Genomic DNA, 16,709 nt, shown 5'->3' with positions numbered 1-16,709 from the left:
GATTACAGGTAAGAGTGATTTCTTTAAGAGGAACTTCTGTAGAGACTTCAGACTCTAGTCCATAGCTATAACTCAAAATTTTGTTGTTCTCAATCTCAAGAGATTGTGTATCCAGAACATGTTGATGCCAATCAGCTCTTAAAAGTTGATATGAATCTTTAAGCGTCTTCTGTTCATCAGATAATCCCAGAAGCGGAGTTTGACTAAAATCCCAAGAAACTTCGTATGAGTTCCAATCTCTAGTTGCTAAATTGACTAAACGCTCAACCCGATGCTTCTGAAAATCAACAGGAGGAAACTCATTAGGTATTGGCAAGTTAGACATAGGCCCTGAGTTAAAGTGAAGGGTAGGGCACAGTACCTCTGCAAATATGGGAAATATCTTCGAGTTCAATAGAGCTAAAACTCCAAATCCTGTAGATATATCGCTAATTCGATATGCACCTATACCGACACTATCCGATATTGCACCTTTTGAAAGAAACCTTGCAGTGAAAAGACTTGAGTTGATATCTCCCCAGGTAATACACTCCTCAAAGAAATAGTCCGTGTTGAATATGCGACGAGACCAATGAGTTGTATTCGGGTCTTGTGGATTGTTAACAACCGCATACTTAATATCTTCACCATCGTTTTTCCAATTAACTAGAAATTCTCCATTTCCAAACCATTTTCTCAAGGCACCACCCTTGTTGTAAACAAACCAGCGGCATTCAGAAGACAAAGCCACTTCCTTTGATACGTTCAATGCAGAGTTAGAGAGAGAAACCTCTGGCCAGTAACGTAAAAATTTTGGGTTGTCAGATGTAGACATTCCGCCTTTGACGTCAGAAATATCGCCCAACTTTTTAAACCTAAAAGTACCTAAAACTTTTTTGCTTACCCAGTAAGCAACTGGACTTCCAGGAATGTCTTTAAAGTCAATAGAGGAGACACAAAAGAATTCTCTATCATTCTTCTTCTTCAGGAAAACGGAATTTTTATCTGCGGACTGAGCGGTATCATTCAGATTCATAAAGATACCAGTTTCATTCGCCGACTTGTTTGCTATTACAAAAGCACATGCTTGAGCAATCTTAGAATTTAGCTCAGGAAAACTGTTGTAGCCAATCTGGATGAGGCTTACAATACTATCTTCAGAAAGCAGCGTAATTCTGGCCTTCTTAAAAGAAGATAAGAACATCCAGGTTTGCATCGTTATCATAGCAACGTAGCCATGTTCGAGAACAAGCTGGCGATTCCGCTCAATGAATGCAGCAAACAAATCAGATTTGGTATGCGGGAAATTGTCCTTAAGCCAGCCTCCTAGTAGCTTGTTCATCCCTTTGCTACCCATGTACGGTGGGTTAGCAATTACTACGTGGTATTTAGAGCTCAGGTAATCTGTCTGCTCTAAGGCCGTTAGTACCTTTCTGTGCGTTTTGTAAAGTAACAACTTTCCTTCAACATTCTTGCCTTTCAGCTTTTCAGCTATATCTTCTGTACCTCTTGTCATCGGACGAATTAAAGAACCAAAGTTATCTGCCTTTTCAAATTGTTTTATTGTTTCTAGGGATGATATCGTAAATAGATCTCTTTCAACAAAATCCATATACTCATCCAACTCCCCTTCCTCAAACCGAACATTCTCCAACACACAAATATTCGGCCCCACCCCCTTCCGAAAGAACCTTCTCTGCCGCTCCCTCGCCTTCATCGTCAGCGCAAACGCCGCCAGCGCCCCCGCCCGCTGATCAATCTCAATCCCATAGAGATTACAAGTCAGAATCTTCCCCGGAATCTCCTCCGGCGCATACCCCTCTTCCTCATAAATCGCATACAGCAGATCAAACGCATACGTCAGCATATGCCCCGACCCACAAGCCGGATCGCAAATCTTCAGCTCCTCCGGCGACCCCACCTGCAAAAAGTCCGTCTCCGCCTGCTCCGGCTCAATGTAATAGTCCATCTGCGCTTTCAGCCCACTCCCAGGCCGATTCAGCAGCCACAGCCGCCCCAGCGAATTCTCTACCAAATACCGTACAATCCAATGCGGCGTAAACAGCTGCGTCGCCGCCGGAATATTCTCCGGCGTAATCTTCTTGTTCTTCTTTAGCCCCGCAAACACCTCATCTTTTTTCTCTGAAATGTAAAACTGATACAGCCAGCCAATCACCTCCACATTCTCGCAATTATCTTCCGTCATCGCCGCCCGAGTCTGCGCCAGCACAGAACTCTGTGACAGCAAATCATCCGGCATCAACAGCTCCGTATAGTCATCAATCCGCTCAAACAAATACGGCATCACCCGGTGAAAATCATTGCAGGTCGCCACTATCAGCAGTCGATACGCTTCTACCTGCCCGTCCACGCTAGGCACCGACCCATCCAACAATCCTAAAATCTGTTGCTTTACTGGCGTAGGCACCTTTTCATCCACCTGCCCCAGCTTCGCCTCAGCCAAAATCTCCGGCTGTAGCTGCCCCGCCGCCGCCGACACCACCCCAACCCGCGTATACCGCTTTACATCCATATATCGCAGCGCACAAAACCGATTAAACCAGGTATACGCCACCTGATCTATCACCTGCGCCTCTCCTTTTTGCGCGATCTGCCCCTCTAGCTTTTCCACCACCGCCAAGCGCTCGCGCCGCGCCGCACTGCCCTCAGCTAGCACCACGCCCAGCTTCGTTTTTACCTGCGCCATCAGCTGCCGCCGCGCAGCTTGTGCAAACTTCTTGAGCGTTGCAGTATCCATTCCTTAGCCCTCCTCTGGTGATGCCATCTCTGACTCGATACGGCTTAGTCGCCTTACAGACTCCTCTCCATACAGCCGTTTCCACTGGCTGATATTGAGCACTAGGCAAACTGCAGCCGCATCCTGCGCCCAGCGCTGATGACGCAATGGGATCGAGCGATGCAGTTCTGCCTGCTTGGTCAACAGCACCGCATCGTCCAACGCAGTCATTGCCAGCAAAACAACATATTCAATCTTTTTCGTGTTCTTGCCTGCCAGCGCTCGAAAGAAATAACTATCGCGATACTTACCTGCCAAACTTCGGATTAATCTTCCAGACTTCAGCTTGTCTGCAAAAGCCTTGACGTTAGCGGCACCCGCCTCATCAGGGTCTTTGACTTCTATAAATCGGTAGCAGTGCGGATACTCCACGATAAAGTCGACTGCTTGTAGGCTGCTTGTTGTCTGCGCCCTACCATCGTCAAATTTGAAAGCGTTCAAAGCACCCGCAAACTCAAACTCTAGATCTCTTTCAACTAGCTTCACTAGACCGCACCTCCCAGGGCACGATCAATCTCACTGTCGTACAGCTCAGAATAGGTGGATGAAATCGCATTCTCCCTTACCGCCAAATACTCATACACCGTCTCCACTTGTAGCCTGCCGCTCTCCTCATCCCGATACATCGTATGAAATGCGATCTCATCCCCTTGTGCCTTATCCATCAGCAAATCAAACCACTTCAGCAGCACATAGTCATGCGTTGCGATCACGATCTGCTGGTCATGGCGAGAAAAATCTAACAGTGTCTCGACTAAAAACCGCATCAGCTTCGGATTCAAATTAGACTCTGGCTCATCCCAATACAGCGAACCGTTCACTCCCGGCTCAATCGATCCGGTTTCCAGCAAACGCGCCAGCACGCCCATCTTCCGAAAGCCCTCTGCAATCGAATTCGCCGAATACTCAGCGCCGCCAACGGCATTGAAGGTAACCTTACCGCCACCATGAAAAATAAACCGCCCGCCGCAAAACGCTTCTATCTGCTCCATTACCCGCGTTGCTACGGGGTGCCTATTCTCTCTGCGTAGCTTCGGTAGCTCTAGCAGCACATACATATCCTGATAGGTCTGATCAAAAGAGAGATTGTATCGTTCGTATAAACTGTTGAACCCTTCCATGAAAGAGATAATCTCTTTGGTCGGAATATATACCGGATTGGCGCGGTAGCCTTGGTGGTTGATGTCTGAAGGGAGAGCGATCGCATCCGAATCCCGCCCAAATCCCATCGTCACTCGCTCGCCCGACCCCATCACAGCCTGAATCTGAGCCGCTGCGCTAGCCCCAGAGCCATTCGCTTGCGGATTCGTATGCACCAGAGCCCCTAGCCGCCGATCTAAAGGGACAAACAGTCTTACAAAGCGATCGCTCAAAAACGCCCGCAGCTCATCATGCGTCGTCTTCGGTTTATCGCGCAGCACCCGCCCCCCGGATGCCACCGCATACGCCGCCTTCAGCAGCTTCGTCTTACCCGTGCCATTCTTGCCCACAAGAATATTGATCCGCTTCGAGAAGTCAATCTTCAAATGGTCGAACGCGCTGAAGTTGGTAAGTTCGAGCTGCGTAATCATATTTGAATCCTCTTCCCGCTGCGAATCTCAGATAGTAGCGCATCCCTCATCACAGCCAGATAGCGATCCACATCCGCCTCATCTGCCAACCATGCCTTATCAAAGCTCACCTTCACTGAACGAGAAGACACTACCCTGGGCACGGGTTCTACTACGACTGGATTCTCTCCTTCGTCCTCTCTGTAAGTGGAGTCGTTCGTCTGGTCCGTCGGTCGCTCCGGTACAGTGGGTGCTGGCGCTGCCTGTGTCCAGGTCAACATCTTAGTAAGCTGCTGGGAATACTGCCCCTCTCTAAACCGTCTGAGTCCGTCGTTGATCTGCGAAATTAGCTGCTGCTGAGATAGGTTCTCAACCTGCCGATCAAAAGGCTCGACCAGCTGGATCTGCCGCTCAGCAGGAAGGTTAGAAAACTCAGGCATATTACTCAGCTTAGCCCTCAACTCAGCGACTTCAGCCGTTGCCCGGTTCCGCTCCGCCTCAATCTTCTCAGTCACCGCCGCCTGCGTCGCCGTCAACAAGGTTTTAAGCTGCTGTATCTGCCCACCCTTAAAGCACTGCGCGTCTAGCAAAATGTTGTTTATTTGCTCTAGCGCGTCACCTTCTAGGTAAGCCGCATTGGGCTTTTGCACTTGTACAAACTGCTTGGCCTCGTCGTATATTGTCCTTTGAGCGCCGTTCATGAAGCGTTGAATAGGGGCGATCGCATCCTCCTTCATATCCAACAGCTCATCCGCCTGCCCCTTTAGCTCCGTGAGATACCACGTATAGGGCTTGCCCGAAATCTCCTGAAGCTGTTCAATTACAGGCGTCAGCGCATTCAAAAAAGGATACTGCCCGGACTGCACCACTAGCACAGACAGCTTCCGTTTTTGTTCTTTAAACGCTTCATTCGTCTCTTTCCCCAGCGCCTTGGCCTCACTCGCCGCCGGGGGCCGATCGAAAAAGTCCTCGTAAAAGTTCTTGAGCTGTCGAATCTGCCCAGGCGTAAACTCTACCTGCGGATCGAGCAGCAAGTTGCCATACTCACGAGAATTTTGGAGCGATCGCTTCAGCACATCTTCTTCTAGTAGCTGCCCATCCGAGCGCACCTCTACCTTCCCTCGCGCGCACAGCTTTGCCAGCATACACAGCGCCGCCCCTTGGCTCCAGCCATACGGCTTGCGGCCAAACTTTTCTACTAGAGACTTCACCGTCGTCCTGACAACACCTCTGCTATTGGCAGTAATAGTAGAGAGGACTTCCTGCTCGGGTTCTGAGAGTGCCAATGCATCATTGCCAAACAGACCCTCCTCAGAATGTGCCAAGAAGTTACCAATTTCTGCCTCTGTGTAGACATTGCCCCCCAGCATTCTTAGCTGTGGATACACCCGCTTAATCAGCTCATGAAATCCGCTGACAATTCGATTTTGCGCGTCCTCTCCACCGATATCACTCAGCTCATTCCCCGATACAAATAGCTTGGCCTTGCCCAGCAGTGTCTGCGTTAGCTTTTGCAGTTTTCGATACCGCTCCTGGTTTTGAAACCCCTTATCTGCCAGTATCCGCTGGGTAATATCCTGCTGGCTGGTCGTCGCCTTTTGCTGCTGATACTTCTGCGTCTTCTTGTACATCCGCAAATCTTCAATAAACCGGATGTTTGGCGGCATCACCACTAGCAGCTCATTGCGACCCATACTCTGCATCTTCAGCACCTGCTCATTCTCAGCCTGCTCATTAAAAGGCGTTGTCACATGAATCGATAGCTCGTGCTCACGCCCCTTTAGCTCATCATCTATTTTGCGAGAGTAGCTATAGTCTTGCTTGCTCTCACCATCGCGAATCTTGCGCTGCTTGATTACCCGATCAAAAATCAGTTCTTCTAGCTCTTTTGCGATCGCCTTATCTTCTATCTCAGTCGCCTTAATCTCTTCTTCTATATCTTTCTCTTCATCAGTCAAATACTCATACAGCTCACCATTCCGCTGAATATACGTTTGCTGTTCCAACAGATTCAGCGCCTCTTGCACCTCATCTCGCAGCGCCGACAGATCCTGCTCAAAGCTGTCGAACATCAGCACGCACAAATTCCGCACCGATCCCTTAAATTCCTTGACGTACTTCACCAAAAACAGCGTCTTCAGCAGCCGCACCGCAAAAGGATGCTCCAAGTTCCGCTCTGCCCGCAAAATTGAACTTTGAATACTCGATTTCAGCGTAGAGCGAATCCCCTCAAACATCAGGTCAAACGTCGCTAGCTGCCCGACAGGTTTTTCGCCAATACAAACAGCTACCTCTTGAAACACGCCCAGCATCGAGCGCTCACCTACCGAGCTGTGCTTCCCTTCAAACGCACTGTGCTGCGACAGCTGCTGAATTGCCGACTGAAACAGTTCAAACTGGTACGGAATAAACGGATACGACCGGACAAAATGCGCCTCGTCTTGGAAACTTCGGTAGGTCTGCGAGCCATCGGCAAACGCAAACTGCGTCTTAAAATTGTTCGACTCCTGCTGATACGTTCGCTCTAGCAGCGCTACTGCCTCATCCTTTTTCGCTAGCAGCCGCTTCTGAATCACCTCCGACACATCCTGGCTCGTCAGCTTCATCCGGTTGGCAAACCGCGCCTGAATCTTCGTAAAATCATTGCCCTGCTGACGGCTCATATCGCCAATCACTGTGGCCATGTCTTCTTGAGCTGTCACAATTACCCAGGCCCGCCCCTCACACTTGGTTGCCAGGCTCTCGGCAATCGTTTGCAGATTTGTCATCAGCTTCACATGCTCGGCAATATACTGACCCACCTCATCTACAAAGAAATTCAGCCGAAATCCCTTTGCCTGACTCTCTATATACGCCTTCACATCTTCCGCAAAATCCTCAATCGACACCCGGTACGTCTGCCGATACTGATCCAAAATTCCGTCTGCTGCTGAGGTAGGTTCGCCTGTCGCCTGAGCATAAGCCGCCGCAATATTCGATCTCTCCAGCAAAAACTGCTCTCTGCCAAACGTCCACTCGTGATTAGCGACGGCTTTATACGCTGCCTTGAAGCTGCCATATTGTCCTCGGCTCTCTAGATCTTGCTCAAACCGAGCGATGTAGCCCTGCTTGCCGTAGTAGCCGCGCATTTCGTTGAATACTTTCACGAACACCGACAGCAGCGCATCAAACTCCGTCTTGCTGATGATGTCCGCCTTCTGGTCGATATTGAACAAAATGCTCTTAGCCGGAATCGACACCGCCTTTTGCAGCCCGCCCCTTAGCATGGGGTTGCCCTCACACTTCGGCAAAAACCAATCCATCGCAGGCTGGCCATCAATCTCACGATTTTCTAGCAGCAGCGCCAGCATCTTCAGCAAGTGAGACTTGCCCGAGCCAAAAAAGCCCGATACCCAAACGCCATTCGCCCCGGTATAGCGGTTATATGCCTCCAAAAACGACTCCAGCCGCCGCTCTACTTCATTGGTCAGCACATATTCTTCTAGCTCTAGCCGCAGGCTCGCTTCATCGTCAGCTTTAATCACTCCTTCAATCGGGCGATCTACTGGCTTCTCAAAAATAGTGCTTAGCTGCATAGGCTCTCTTCAGTTGGGTGTTTGGGCTCAGATTTCGTAGTCGTAAATATTAAAGGCGCGGTAGTACTTGTCATCTTCTAAAAGCTTAAACAGATTTAGCGATGCACCCAATTCCGCTGACTGCTCATAGGCCCCTGGAAAGAATAAAACCGTGGGCTGCTCCTTAGCCGTACTCTGAAGATTATTGAGCACATTGTGAGAGCGGATGTATGGGAAAACCTCCCCAATTCCAGATAAAAAAAGCACATCGAACGTCGCATCCTCCATTTTTTGCGCGATCGCAGGCACAATATGCGCTTCCGGGTCTAAAACGCCCTGTAACAATTCTTTGAGTTCATCCTTGCTAACCGTCTGCTCCATTTCTAGTAGCTGATTCCATATGCCTCTTGCCTGCAAAAGCTCAATAGAAAGATCGTAGAGACTGATATCAAGGATCTCAACGCCCTGTTGACTCAAGCTTTTGATCAGTGCCTGCCGCGTACGATCCATCGCCACAGCGTCGATAGGATCAAAAGGACAAATGAAGAAAGGAACTTCATTCCCTAAACCCTGTTTATGGAGAAAACGATCGCTTGAAAGCACCGAAGTCAAATGCTGAAAGCGTTCCGTCATTGGGTCTGCCTGCTTTTTCCTAGCCATCAGGCTCCTACATAGCGGTCGGTTAAGCGCGATCTAGCCAAACGAACATCTACTGGAGATACCGGAAAAAATAGAATGTCGTCTTTACGTTGAGAGGCGATCACCTCTATCAGCCGAGCGCTCAACAGCGTCGGATTGATCACATTGTCAAAGGCCAAAAAGTCTGCCTCTTTGAGCATCTTAAACAGAATCTGACGTGCCTTCACCCGCGTAGCATTGGCGATTCGATCTAGCTCATCGTGCCAGTCGGCCTTGTGATTGAAAAAAATATCAAAATCCTCGTGCGCGATCACCCGCTGGAAGTTGAGATAGCGCTCTCGCAAAACATCCCTGGCAAACTCTGCGATAAATCGATACCGACGACACACCGCCAGCCACAGTATTTGCTTTTGCTCTTGTACCGTTCCCTGTACAAGCAGCTTCAATGCGCGATTTTCCATAGGAAGGGCTTCGCTAACGCACAGCGTTTTCAACCTCGACGTGATCTCTCGATAAACCCGCTTTTGCGTATTCACTGTCTTAAACTGCAGAAGATTATCAGCCAAGACAGCCTCTCGCACCGCTCGCCAGTCCTGAAGCTTCAGAAAAAGTTCAGCCACTGTTATAGACTCCTGGTGAAACAGGCTGCCTGTTGTAAACGACATGCTGTATTTTTCACTGGCCATTTTCATACCGATTAATCGTGACGTACGCTGCATCCCTCTCATAAGATTCCGGCTAACTTCGAGCCAGCATCAGCACAGCCAAAAACGGACAACCATAAGAGCTGCACAGATTCTAGCGGCTTATGCCCAAAGCTAGACGGCGCAGCTCAAATTATTGCACTCACACCAAACTGCCCACTCAAGCAGTCGCGACACAGAATGCTTACAAAAGTAAGAAGCTCCGTTGAGAGAGCTGCATAACCTAGAAAGTAAATAATACAAGCCGTTTCTTTTATGCATTGTAAAATCCGCCTCAAATGCAAAAGCCGCTGATAAAAAGGGAATATAACGATTAAAAAGAGCGGACTAGACTAAAAAGATCGCCGCATTCAAACCAAAGACACACTAAATATCAAAAGTAAATGCCATGTATTATTGATAAATGCGTTTACAGCAGTTAGAAATAGGTATGGCCCAAAAGGAGAGCCGCTCAAATATGAACAGCCAGTCTATTTTTAATGAAGTAAAAGTCTGCTTTCAGGATGTTTTGTCTGAGAACGCCGCTATTGAACTCTCTTTGCAGATACTGCTCTGGGTAAAAAAGACGGACGTACTCCCTGAGAAGCTAAGAGTCGACTACGCCCGACCAAAGCTAGACAGCCGTTTTGTCGTAGAGCAGCTTACAGAAGCCATGGCTCACTTAAGTGAAGCAAAACGCGTAGGCGATAGCGATGTGCTCTTTTTCCCAGCGCCTATCCGCTATCAGTCTGTCCCTACCGATAGAGTGCAAAAATCAATTGCGATCGCGCAGTCGGCTTTGCAGGCTAGCCAGCTTCATAGCTTCAGGCTCTCTCTAAGCGAGTATCAGTCTGCGGCGATTCCCACGACTGCCGACTTGCTTCCAAGCGAACTCGCGCAGCTAGCTACAGGTCTTGCCGATATATCTCCTGGTACCGACGTCGGCTGCTTTTATGACTATGCCGGCTCATTCGCACAGCTCGCTACTGCCGCAGGTGGCAACGCCCATCTCGAAACGCCTCACCAAAGCAACATTCCCTGGCTCATCCGAGAGCTGGCTGGAGTTAACTTCAGCATAGGCTTTGTCAATCCGCTCGCTCGCAACGCGCTTAGCACTTCTCAAAAACAGCGAAAATTCGATAAAGCCATTGCTCCTTTGCCTGTCGGCAAAGTCCGCGATAAGAAAACGATTGATGGCAAGTGGCTGAGTCTGCTGTCTCGTGAAACTAGCTCAAAATCGCTGTTGGCCGCTGTCTATGCCCTGTCTCAAACCCGCGAAAAATTAGTACTCATTGTCCCGAGCAGCCTGCTATCCGCTCGCGGCAGCGAGCAAAAACAGCGGCAGACTTGGCTGAAAAACAAGCAAGTTCAAACCGTCATTGAGCTTGCTAGCGGACTTCTCCCACGTTCTAATGCACAAATTTCTATTTTGGTGCTGACGGCTAAAGGCACTGCCGACCACGTGCGTTTTGTCGACGCGACAACAAAGCGATTCGTTACTAGAGATAAGCGTCAGCAGGCCAGGCTAACCAACGTAGATCAGCTGTTGGCGATCGCGCGAAGCCCGCTCAGCGAAGATCCGCAGATTAGCAATGTGCCAGTTCAGCAGGTTCTTGAACAAGACAGTCAGCTGACAGTTGATCGCTTCGTGCTATCACCCTTGCTGAAAAAGGCATATAGTCAATTAGAGCAGGTTTCTCCTGGCTATCAAAAAGTTACGTTAGGTAGCTGTGTCAGCTTTATTCGGCAGTCTGCGCCTTTGACGAAAACTGAAGGGAGCGCGACGGCAGACGCCAAAGAGGTAAGACTCTCTGACTTCCCTGAGTTTGGCTACCTCACGATCCCGAATGCGACGCTTCAGATTAATGGCCAGCTCGTAGACTCAGCCATGATGCGTGAGTGTTGCCTGCACCCTTACGACATCATCATGTCAATTCGAGGAACGACTGGGAAAGTTGCGATCGCCTCACCCCATATCCCCTCTCCAGGGCTAGCAGGGTGGCTAGTGAATAAATCCTGTCTCATCTTACGGGCTAACCAGAGCATCATCGACCCGATTTACTTATTCATGTATCTAAGATCAGGTATTGGCCAAGCACTGTTAGGTCAAATTGTATCTGGCTCTACTACACCGCTCATACAGCTTCAATCGCTCAAAAACTTACCCGTAGCGTTACCGCCCCTAGGAAGTCCGCAGTCACTCAAAGCAACCAAAATCTTTGAGCGACAGGTACAGCTACAAGAAGAAATCGACTTTTTATCGCAAGAACAATCTCGCCTTAGTAAACACTATTGGGGCCTCGATGAACCCATGTAATACCAGCTCAATCCATTCCTGTTAGGAACAAATCATACCCGCAAGCAATATAACTACAAAAGGGAATTTTTATGATGATAAAGATCAACGAATACAAGACTCACCTTGCTTTAGCGACCGCAACCGCTTTATTGACAACTGGTTTCGCAGTTCGTGGCTCTCTTACTTTTCAGCCTGGCAGTGAGCTAATGAGCATAGAAAAAGCAGACATCACCGAGGTGAGTCTAGAACATCTGTCTTCGTCGCTCTCAAGCTCATACGACAGAATACAAGTAGGAATGGCCCTAGTAGAAGTACAGGCGCTGTTAGTTCATCCGGGAACCGAAATTAGCAGCTCGCAAAATACAGCGACCTATCGCTGGATGGATGCAGCCCACAGCACCCAGATAACGGGAACATTTGAGCAGGGTCATCTTATAGAAAAGTCTCGCGGTAAGTTGTAGCAGCGATCGCACTGTCTTGCTAGATGTTCATGCGCCCAAGGCAGAAGACGCACAAGCAGACATTGCCCCCTTTGCCGAACTGATCAAAAGCCCAGAGCACATCCACACCTATCGCCTCAGTCCGCTAAGCATTTGGAATGCGCGTGCGGCTGGAATGCCGGTTGCCGAGATGGTGACGGCTTTGCAGGCGAATGCCAAATACCCCATGCCGGAGTCGGTGGCGCAAGAGATAGCGGCCTTGGGCGATCGCTACGGCCTTACCACTCTCAAATCGTCTAAAACAAAGGATTCAACGTCACTCTCTGAATTGGTGTTGCAGGTGGCAGACAAACCTTTAGCCGAACTGTTGCAACGTCACGAGCAGGTAGGGCCGCTATTGGGCGATCGATTATCGCCAACAACTTTTGCCATCGAATTGGGCGATCGCGGCTTACTCAAGCAAGCCTTACTGGTCGCAGGCTATCCAGCAGAAGATCTTGCAGGCTATCTCACCGGGGACGACCTAACACTATCTCTGAGATCCAAAACAGTTGCTGGAGATCCTTTCCACCTGCGTTCTTATCAGAAAACGGCGGCTGAGTTGTTCTATCAATCTGGAAAAGCCAAGGGTGGCAGCGGTGTGATTGTGCTGCCCTGTGGTGCTGGTAAAACCATGGTTGGTATGGCGGCAATGGCAGAGATTCAACAGAAGACACTCATTCTCACCAGCAGCCTGACTTCCGTACGCCAATGGCAGCAAGAACTGTTGGACAAAACTACCCTCAAAGAAGAACAGATCGCTGAATACAGCGGCCAGCACAAGGCTACTGGCTCGGTAACCCTAGCCACCTACCAAATTCTCACCTATCGCGCTAGTCAAGACGACGACTTTCTCCATCTAGGACTGTTCGATCAGCAAGCCTGGGGACTGATTATCTACGACGAGGTTCATCTGTTGCCTGCCCCTGTCTTTCGCATTACCGCACAGCTCCAGGCCCGTCGCCGCCTCGGGCTGACTGCCACGCTCATCCGCGAAGATGGTCGCGAAGGCGATGTGTTTACGCTCATTGGCCCAAAGCGGTACGACGTGCCCTGGCGGGAATTGGAAGGTCAAGGCTTTATTGCAGCTGCCGACTGCACCGAAATTCGAGTGGCGCAGACTGAAGATAGACAGATGGAATATGCCACAGCAGCGCGGCGCTATCAGTTTCGGATTGCGGCGGAGAATCCTTTAAAGCTGGAAGTTGTTCAAGCTTTGCTCAAAAAAGAGAAAGGTCACCGGGTGTTGATTATTGGAGAATATTTGGATCAGTTGAATGCGATCGCCCAGCAAGTCGATTTACCCCTCATCACTGTCAAAATCAGCCAGAAAAAGCGAGATCAGCTTTATGCTGATTTTCGCAGCGGCAAAGTGTCAGGGCTGATCCTCTCACGGGTGGGCAACTTCGCTCTAGATTTGCCTGATGCCGACGTGCTCATTCAAGTCTCTGGGAAATATGGCTCTCGTCAAGAAGAAGCTCAGTGCTTGGGTCGGATTCTTCGACCTAAGAAAGACGGCCATAGTGCTCAGTTCTACACGCTGGTTTCCTTGCGAACGTGCGAGGAAGAGTTTGCACAGCATCGCCAGCTCTTTTTGACAGAACAAGGCTATCGCTATCACATCCAGCAGTGGGATGACTGATGTCTGGAGGGATATTCCGCAGGCGTAGCCTTGCGATCGCAGCCAAGGTTTCGGGCTTACCAGGCTATGATCATCTACATTCAATCAGGAAATTTCTCCCTAATTAGCTGGTAGCTAATGATGCGTATTCGAGTAGCAACAAGTCTAGATACTGAAGATGTTCGCAAGGTTCATTTCTCTGCCTTCTCTGAAGGCGAAAGGCAAAAGGTCTCGACGCTCGCAGCAAATCTTCTGGACGAAAAAGCGCATCCCGATACTCTCTCCTTGATTGCGGAAGCCGACGGCGCAGTCGTTGGCCATATAGCTTTTAGCCCTGTGACTATTGATAGCAAGCGTGATAATAAGCGCTGGACTGGCTATATTCTTGCACCGCTGGGCGTTAAGCCTGAGTATCAAAAGCGCCAGATTGGTTCAAAACTAATCGAAAGCGGCATAGAGCGGCTATCAAAAAGAGGCGTAGATATTGTCTTTGTTTACGGTGATCCAAAATATTATGGTAGGTTCGGATTCAACCCCGATGCGGCATCAAGCTATGCTCCACCTTACGAACTTCAGTATCCTTTTGGATGGCAGGCAATTGCTCTTAATCAGGACGCTCTGACAGGCCCGGACACAAAAATATCATGTGTCGCTCCGCTGAACGAGCCAGAGCTATGGTAGCAGCGCTGCTGGGAGGTCATTTTGGCCAACCGCTAACTTAGATTTTTGCTGAATGACTCTGAAAGTGTGCAAGGATCTAAGCGCCGCTACGCCCTACGACTATGGCCCGAGATCGCGAACCTTTTATCAGCTTGGCGCTGTATCACCTGTTCAAGTGGTCGGTAGTAAGTCCGGTGCTGCACGGCTATTTGCGCGGGCGAATCTATGGGGCCAAAAAGGTGCCTAGGCGAGGGCCGCTGATTGTGGTGGCTAATCATGCGAGCAACTTTGACCCGCCGCTATTATCTAACTGTGTGGGACGACCAGTGTCTTTTATGGCGAAGGAATCGCTATTTCAGGTGCCCGTGCTAGCGCCAGCGATTCGAGCGTACGGGGCGTATCCGGTCAAGCGTGGCTCTGCCGATCGCAGCGCTATTCGAGAAGCCTTGCGGCAGCTAGAAAATGGCTGGGCAGTGGGGATTTTTTTGCAGGGGGTGCGGACCCCGGACGGACGAATCCCAGAGCCCAAGCTGGGGGCGGCGCTGATTGCGGCAAAGGTGCAGGTGCCGCTGCTGCCTGTGAGCCTGTGGGGGACGGAGAAGATTTTGCAAAAGGGGTCGGCGCTGCCTCGACCCGCGTCGGTGACGGTGCGAATTGGGGAGGCGATCGCACCGCCGCTAACCAAAGACAAAGCCGAACTACAGGCGATTACCCAGCGCTGCGTAGACGAAATCCATGCGCTACACGAGCTAGGTAGATAGCCCTAGCCAGAGCTTGGTAGCCGTCAAAGAACAAACTAATCAGGTGACGAGCTCGCGATCACGGTAAAATGCGAGGAACCTGTGCGTATGTGTATGCACATAATGTAGTGATATCTAGCCGTCAACCAGCCTCTATGTCAAAAGAGTTAGGAGCAAAAGATTTGCAGACAGAGCTCGCAGAAACGATGGGGCCCGTGTCGTGGGAACTGCTAAAGCCGCATGTCCAGCGCGATGCCGTGATTGTGGTGAATTCGCAGCTCGATTTGGTTGAGGTTGGGGCTGCGATCGCCGCTAATCAAACCCAGATCGTCGAGCGCTGGATCAATGAACAGCTCATTCAAAAACCCACCGCCGACCAGCTTGTCATTTGGAATAGTGAAAACAAAAGCTTCACCTCTTTGATCGTGCAGCCCTACGTTTTGATCAAAGCCCCGTCGGTAGCTGCTGACTCTAATTTCTTTGATTCACCGTCTGCCCCGTCGTCTGATTAATCGCTGCCTATGGAAGATCATCCGCTATGGAAACACCTGACAACATCCTCGCTGTTGCGATATTTGTTGTTGTTTGTCTGTGGATGGGCGGCGGTAGAACTTTTAGAATATTTTGAAACAGTTGTCGTTATCTTTACGGCTTCGGCGATCTTGGCTTTCTTGCTGAGCCATCCGGTGCACTGGCTGCGGCGATTTTTACCGCACGGCGTGGCTGTTTCAATTGTTTTTGTGATTGCCTTAACCGTAATTGGTGGACTCGCTACAACAATTACGCTCGTTCTACTCTCTCAGAGCCAGCCACTGATTGACAATCTCTCCGATTTTCTAACGACCTTGACACCTCAACTCGAAGCCTTAGAACAATTGTTTCAGCGGTGGAATCTGCCCGTTGACCTGCAATCTTTAGGTGCTCAGTTCCGCGACCAGGCGATCGGACTGCTCGGTTTGGGTGTAAATCTGTTGCAAGGTTTGGTAAATAATTTTTTGCATTCGGTTTTAGTGGCCGTAGTGACTTTGTTTATGCTGCTCGATGGTGCCCGGCTGTGGCATTTCTTGATCAAAAGGCTATCGCTAGAGCAGCAGATGCGAGTTACCGAGACTGTACAAGATAGCTTCTTAGGCTTTTTTTGGGGACGCCTGCTGCTCTCTATCTTCTTTGGCGTGTCGACGTTTGTTGTTTTTCTACTGCTTGGTGTGCCATACGCGCCCACGTTGGCCGTTATTGCTGGACTGTTCGATCTGATCCCCGGCATCGGTGCGACGCTAGGTGTCAGTTTGATCTCACTGTTTTTACTGTCACAAAGTCTTGTATTAGCCGTGCAGTCGGTTGTGATTTGCGTAGTGCTTCAGCAAGTAGAAGAGAATCTGCTGCTGCCACGCATTATGAAAGATTCTTTGAACATCAATCCGGTGGTGATGTTTTTTGCTCTAATTGTTGGCGCTCGGATTGCGGGCTTCTTGGGTATTTTCTTATCTATTCCAATTGCTAGCACCATTATCAACCTGTTAGAGATTGATGAAATGAAAGGCAGTGCGGCGCTCTCTAGTTCTGACTCTGCAGCCAAATCTGACGCCACTCACCGATAGCTGGCTCTTGTGATGTCAAGTGGGGTTGTTTGGCGATATCGCCCGAAGCTCTTAAGTCTTACAAAAAAACAGCACAAGTAGCCACATCAGCCTTTATCCTACAGATCCTC

The 16,709-nt window shown here is 49.6% G+C and carries 12 protein-coding genes and 1 pseudogene; 7 read left to right on the top strand and 6 right to left on the bottom strand.

Translation table 11 applies throughout. The annotated features are described in order from the left end of the window. The 6 genes from pglX to IQ256_RS12575 form a co-directional block, all read right to left on the bottom strand. Positions 1-2,737: BREX-1 system adenine-specific DNA-methyltransferase PglX (gene pglX / locus IQ256_RS12600; RefSeq protein WP_193855898.1), on the bottom strand; the 2,737-nt coding region annotated here is incomplete at its 3' end. Positions 2,738-2,740: 3 nt separating this feature from the next. Then, complete coding sequence (locus IQ256_RS12595) at positions 2,741-3,262, bottom strand: hypothetical protein (RefSeq protein ID WP_193855897.1); 522 nt, start codon at positions 3,260-3,262, stop codon at positions 2,741-2,743. Continuing rightward, on the bottom strand, positions 3,262-4,347 hold the full coding sequence (locus IQ256_RS12590; protein ID WP_193855896.1) for an ATP/GTP-binding protein: 1,086 nt from the start codon (positions 4,345-4,347) through the stop codon (positions 3,262-3,264). Before IQ256_RS12590 ends, IQ256_RS12595 begins: the two co-directional genes overlap by 1 nt. Beyond that, positions 4,344-7,901: a BREX system P-loop protein BrxC gene (brxC, locus tag IQ256_RS12585; protein ID WP_193855895.1), complete on the bottom strand. Its 3,558-nt coding sequence runs from the start codon at positions 7,899-7,901 to the stop codon at positions 4,344-4,346. The genes IQ256_RS12590 and brxC overlap by 4 nt, the downstream gene beginning before the upstream one ends. Before the next feature lie 27 nt (positions 7,902-7,928). Beyond that, entirely contained in the window at positions 7,929-8,540 is a 612-nt protein-coding gene (locus tag IQ256_RS12580; protein WP_228024830.1) for a DUF1788 domain-containing protein, read from the bottom strand. Further along, complete coding sequence (locus IQ256_RS12575) at positions 8,540-9,184, bottom strand: DUF1819 family protein (protein ID WP_228024832.1); 645 nt, start codon at positions 9,182-9,184, stop codon at positions 8,540-8,542. The genes IQ256_RS12580 and IQ256_RS12575 overlap by 1 nt, the downstream gene beginning before the upstream one ends. Positions 9,185-9,680: 496 nt before the next feature. Here IQ256_RS12575 and IQ256_RS12570 point away from each other — a divergent pair, with 496 nt between their 5' ends. The 7 genes and pseudogenes from IQ256_RS12570 (at position 9,681) to IQ256_RS12540 (ending at position 16,599) form a co-directional block, all read left to right on the top strand. After that, positions 9,681-11,519 (top strand): N-6 DNA methylase, encoded by a 1,839-nt coding sequence (locus tag IQ256_RS12570; protein WP_193855893.1) that lies wholly within the window; start codon positions 9,681-9,683, stop codon positions 11,517-11,519. 71 nt (positions 11,520-11,590) lie between these two features. Next, positions 11,591-11,962: a hypothetical protein gene (locus tag IQ256_RS12565; protein ID WP_193855892.1), complete on the top strand. Its 372-nt coding sequence runs from the start codon at positions 11,591-11,593 to the stop codon at positions 11,960-11,962. A 10-nt stretch (positions 11,963-11,972) separates the two neighbouring features. Further along, positions 11,973-13,622 (top strand): annotated as a pseudogene (locus tag IQ256_RS12560) (DNA repair helicase XPB); the annotation flags it as partial. Positions 13,623-13,742: 120 nt separating this feature from the next. Next, a complete protein-coding gene (locus tag IQ256_RS12555) occupies positions 13,743-14,282 on the top strand; it encodes a GNAT family N-acetyltransferase (RefSeq protein WP_228024829.1) in 540 nt (179 codons plus the stop codon). A gap of 101 nt (positions 14,283-14,383) precedes the next feature. After that, complete coding sequence (locus IQ256_RS12550) at positions 14,384-15,022, top strand: 1-acyl-sn-glycerol-3-phosphate acyltransferase (RefSeq protein ID WP_193855889.1); 639 nt, start codon at positions 14,384-14,386, stop codon at positions 15,020-15,022. A 134-nt stretch (positions 15,023-15,156) separates the two neighbouring features. Then, positions 15,157-15,513, top strand: a complete 357-nt coding sequence (locus tag IQ256_RS12545) for a DUF2288 domain-containing protein (RefSeq protein ID WP_193855888.1) — start codon at positions 15,157-15,159, stop codon at positions 15,511-15,513. 9 nt (positions 15,514-15,522) lie between these two features. After that, positions 15,523-16,599, top strand: coding sequence for an AI-2E family transporter (locus IQ256_RS12540; protein ID WP_193855887.1), 1,077 nt, complete (start codon positions 15,523-15,525; stop codon positions 16,597-16,599). Positions 16,600-16,709 lie beyond the last annotated feature (110 nt).

Origin of the sequence: cf. Phormidesmis sp. LEGE 11477 (assembly GCF_015207105.1) — a bacterium.
In the GTDB taxonomy this organism is placed as follows: domain Bacteria; phylum Cyanobacteriota; class Cyanobacteriia; order Phormidesmidales; family Phormidesmidaceae; genus Phormidesmis.
This window is presented reverse-complemented; position numbering and strand designations above follow the sequence as displayed.

What these genes read in the sequence shown, in the direction of transcription:
- IQ256_RS12570 (WP_193855893.1), top strand. Translation starts at nt 9,681, where the DNA reads ATGAACAGCCAGTCTATTTTTAATGAAGTAAAAGTCTGCTTTCAGGAT.
- IQ256_RS12580 (WP_228024830.1), bottom strand. Translation starts at nt 8,540, where the DNA reads ATGGCTAGGAAAAAGCAGGCAGACCCAATGACGGAACGCTTTCAGCAT.
- brxC (WP_193855895.1), bottom strand. Translation starts at nt 7,901, where the DNA reads ATGCAGCTAAGCACTATTTTTGAGAAGCCAGTAGATCGCCCGATTGAA.
- IQ256_RS12540 (WP_193855887.1), top strand. Translation starts at nt 15,523, where the DNA reads ATGGAAGATCATCCGCTATGGAAACACCTGACAACATCCTCGCTGTTG.
- IQ256_RS12545 (WP_193855888.1), top strand. Translation starts at nt 15,157, where the DNA reads ATGTCAAAAGAGTTAGGAGCAAAAGATTTGCAGACAGAGCTCGCAGAA.
- IQ256_RS12555 (WP_228024829.1), top strand. Translation starts at nt 13,743, where the DNA reads ATGCGTATTCGAGTAGCAACAAGTCTAGATACTGAAGATGTTCGCAAG.
- IQ256_RS12590 (WP_193855896.1), bottom strand. Translation starts at nt 4,347, where the DNA reads ATGATTACGCAGCTCGAACTTACCAACTTCAGCGCGTTCGACCATTTG.
- IQ256_RS12565 (WP_193855892.1), top strand. Translation starts at nt 11,591, where the DNA reads ATGATGATAAAGATCAACGAATACAAGACTCACCTTGCTTTAGCGACC.
- IQ256_RS12550 (WP_193855889.1), top strand. Translation starts at nt 14,384, where the DNA reads ATGGCCCGAGATCGCGAACCTTTTATCAGCTTGGCGCTGTATCACCTG.
- IQ256_RS12575 (WP_228024832.1), bottom strand. Translation starts at nt 9,184, where the DNA reads ATGTCGTTTACAACAGGCAGCCTGTTTCACCAGGAGTCTATAACAGTG.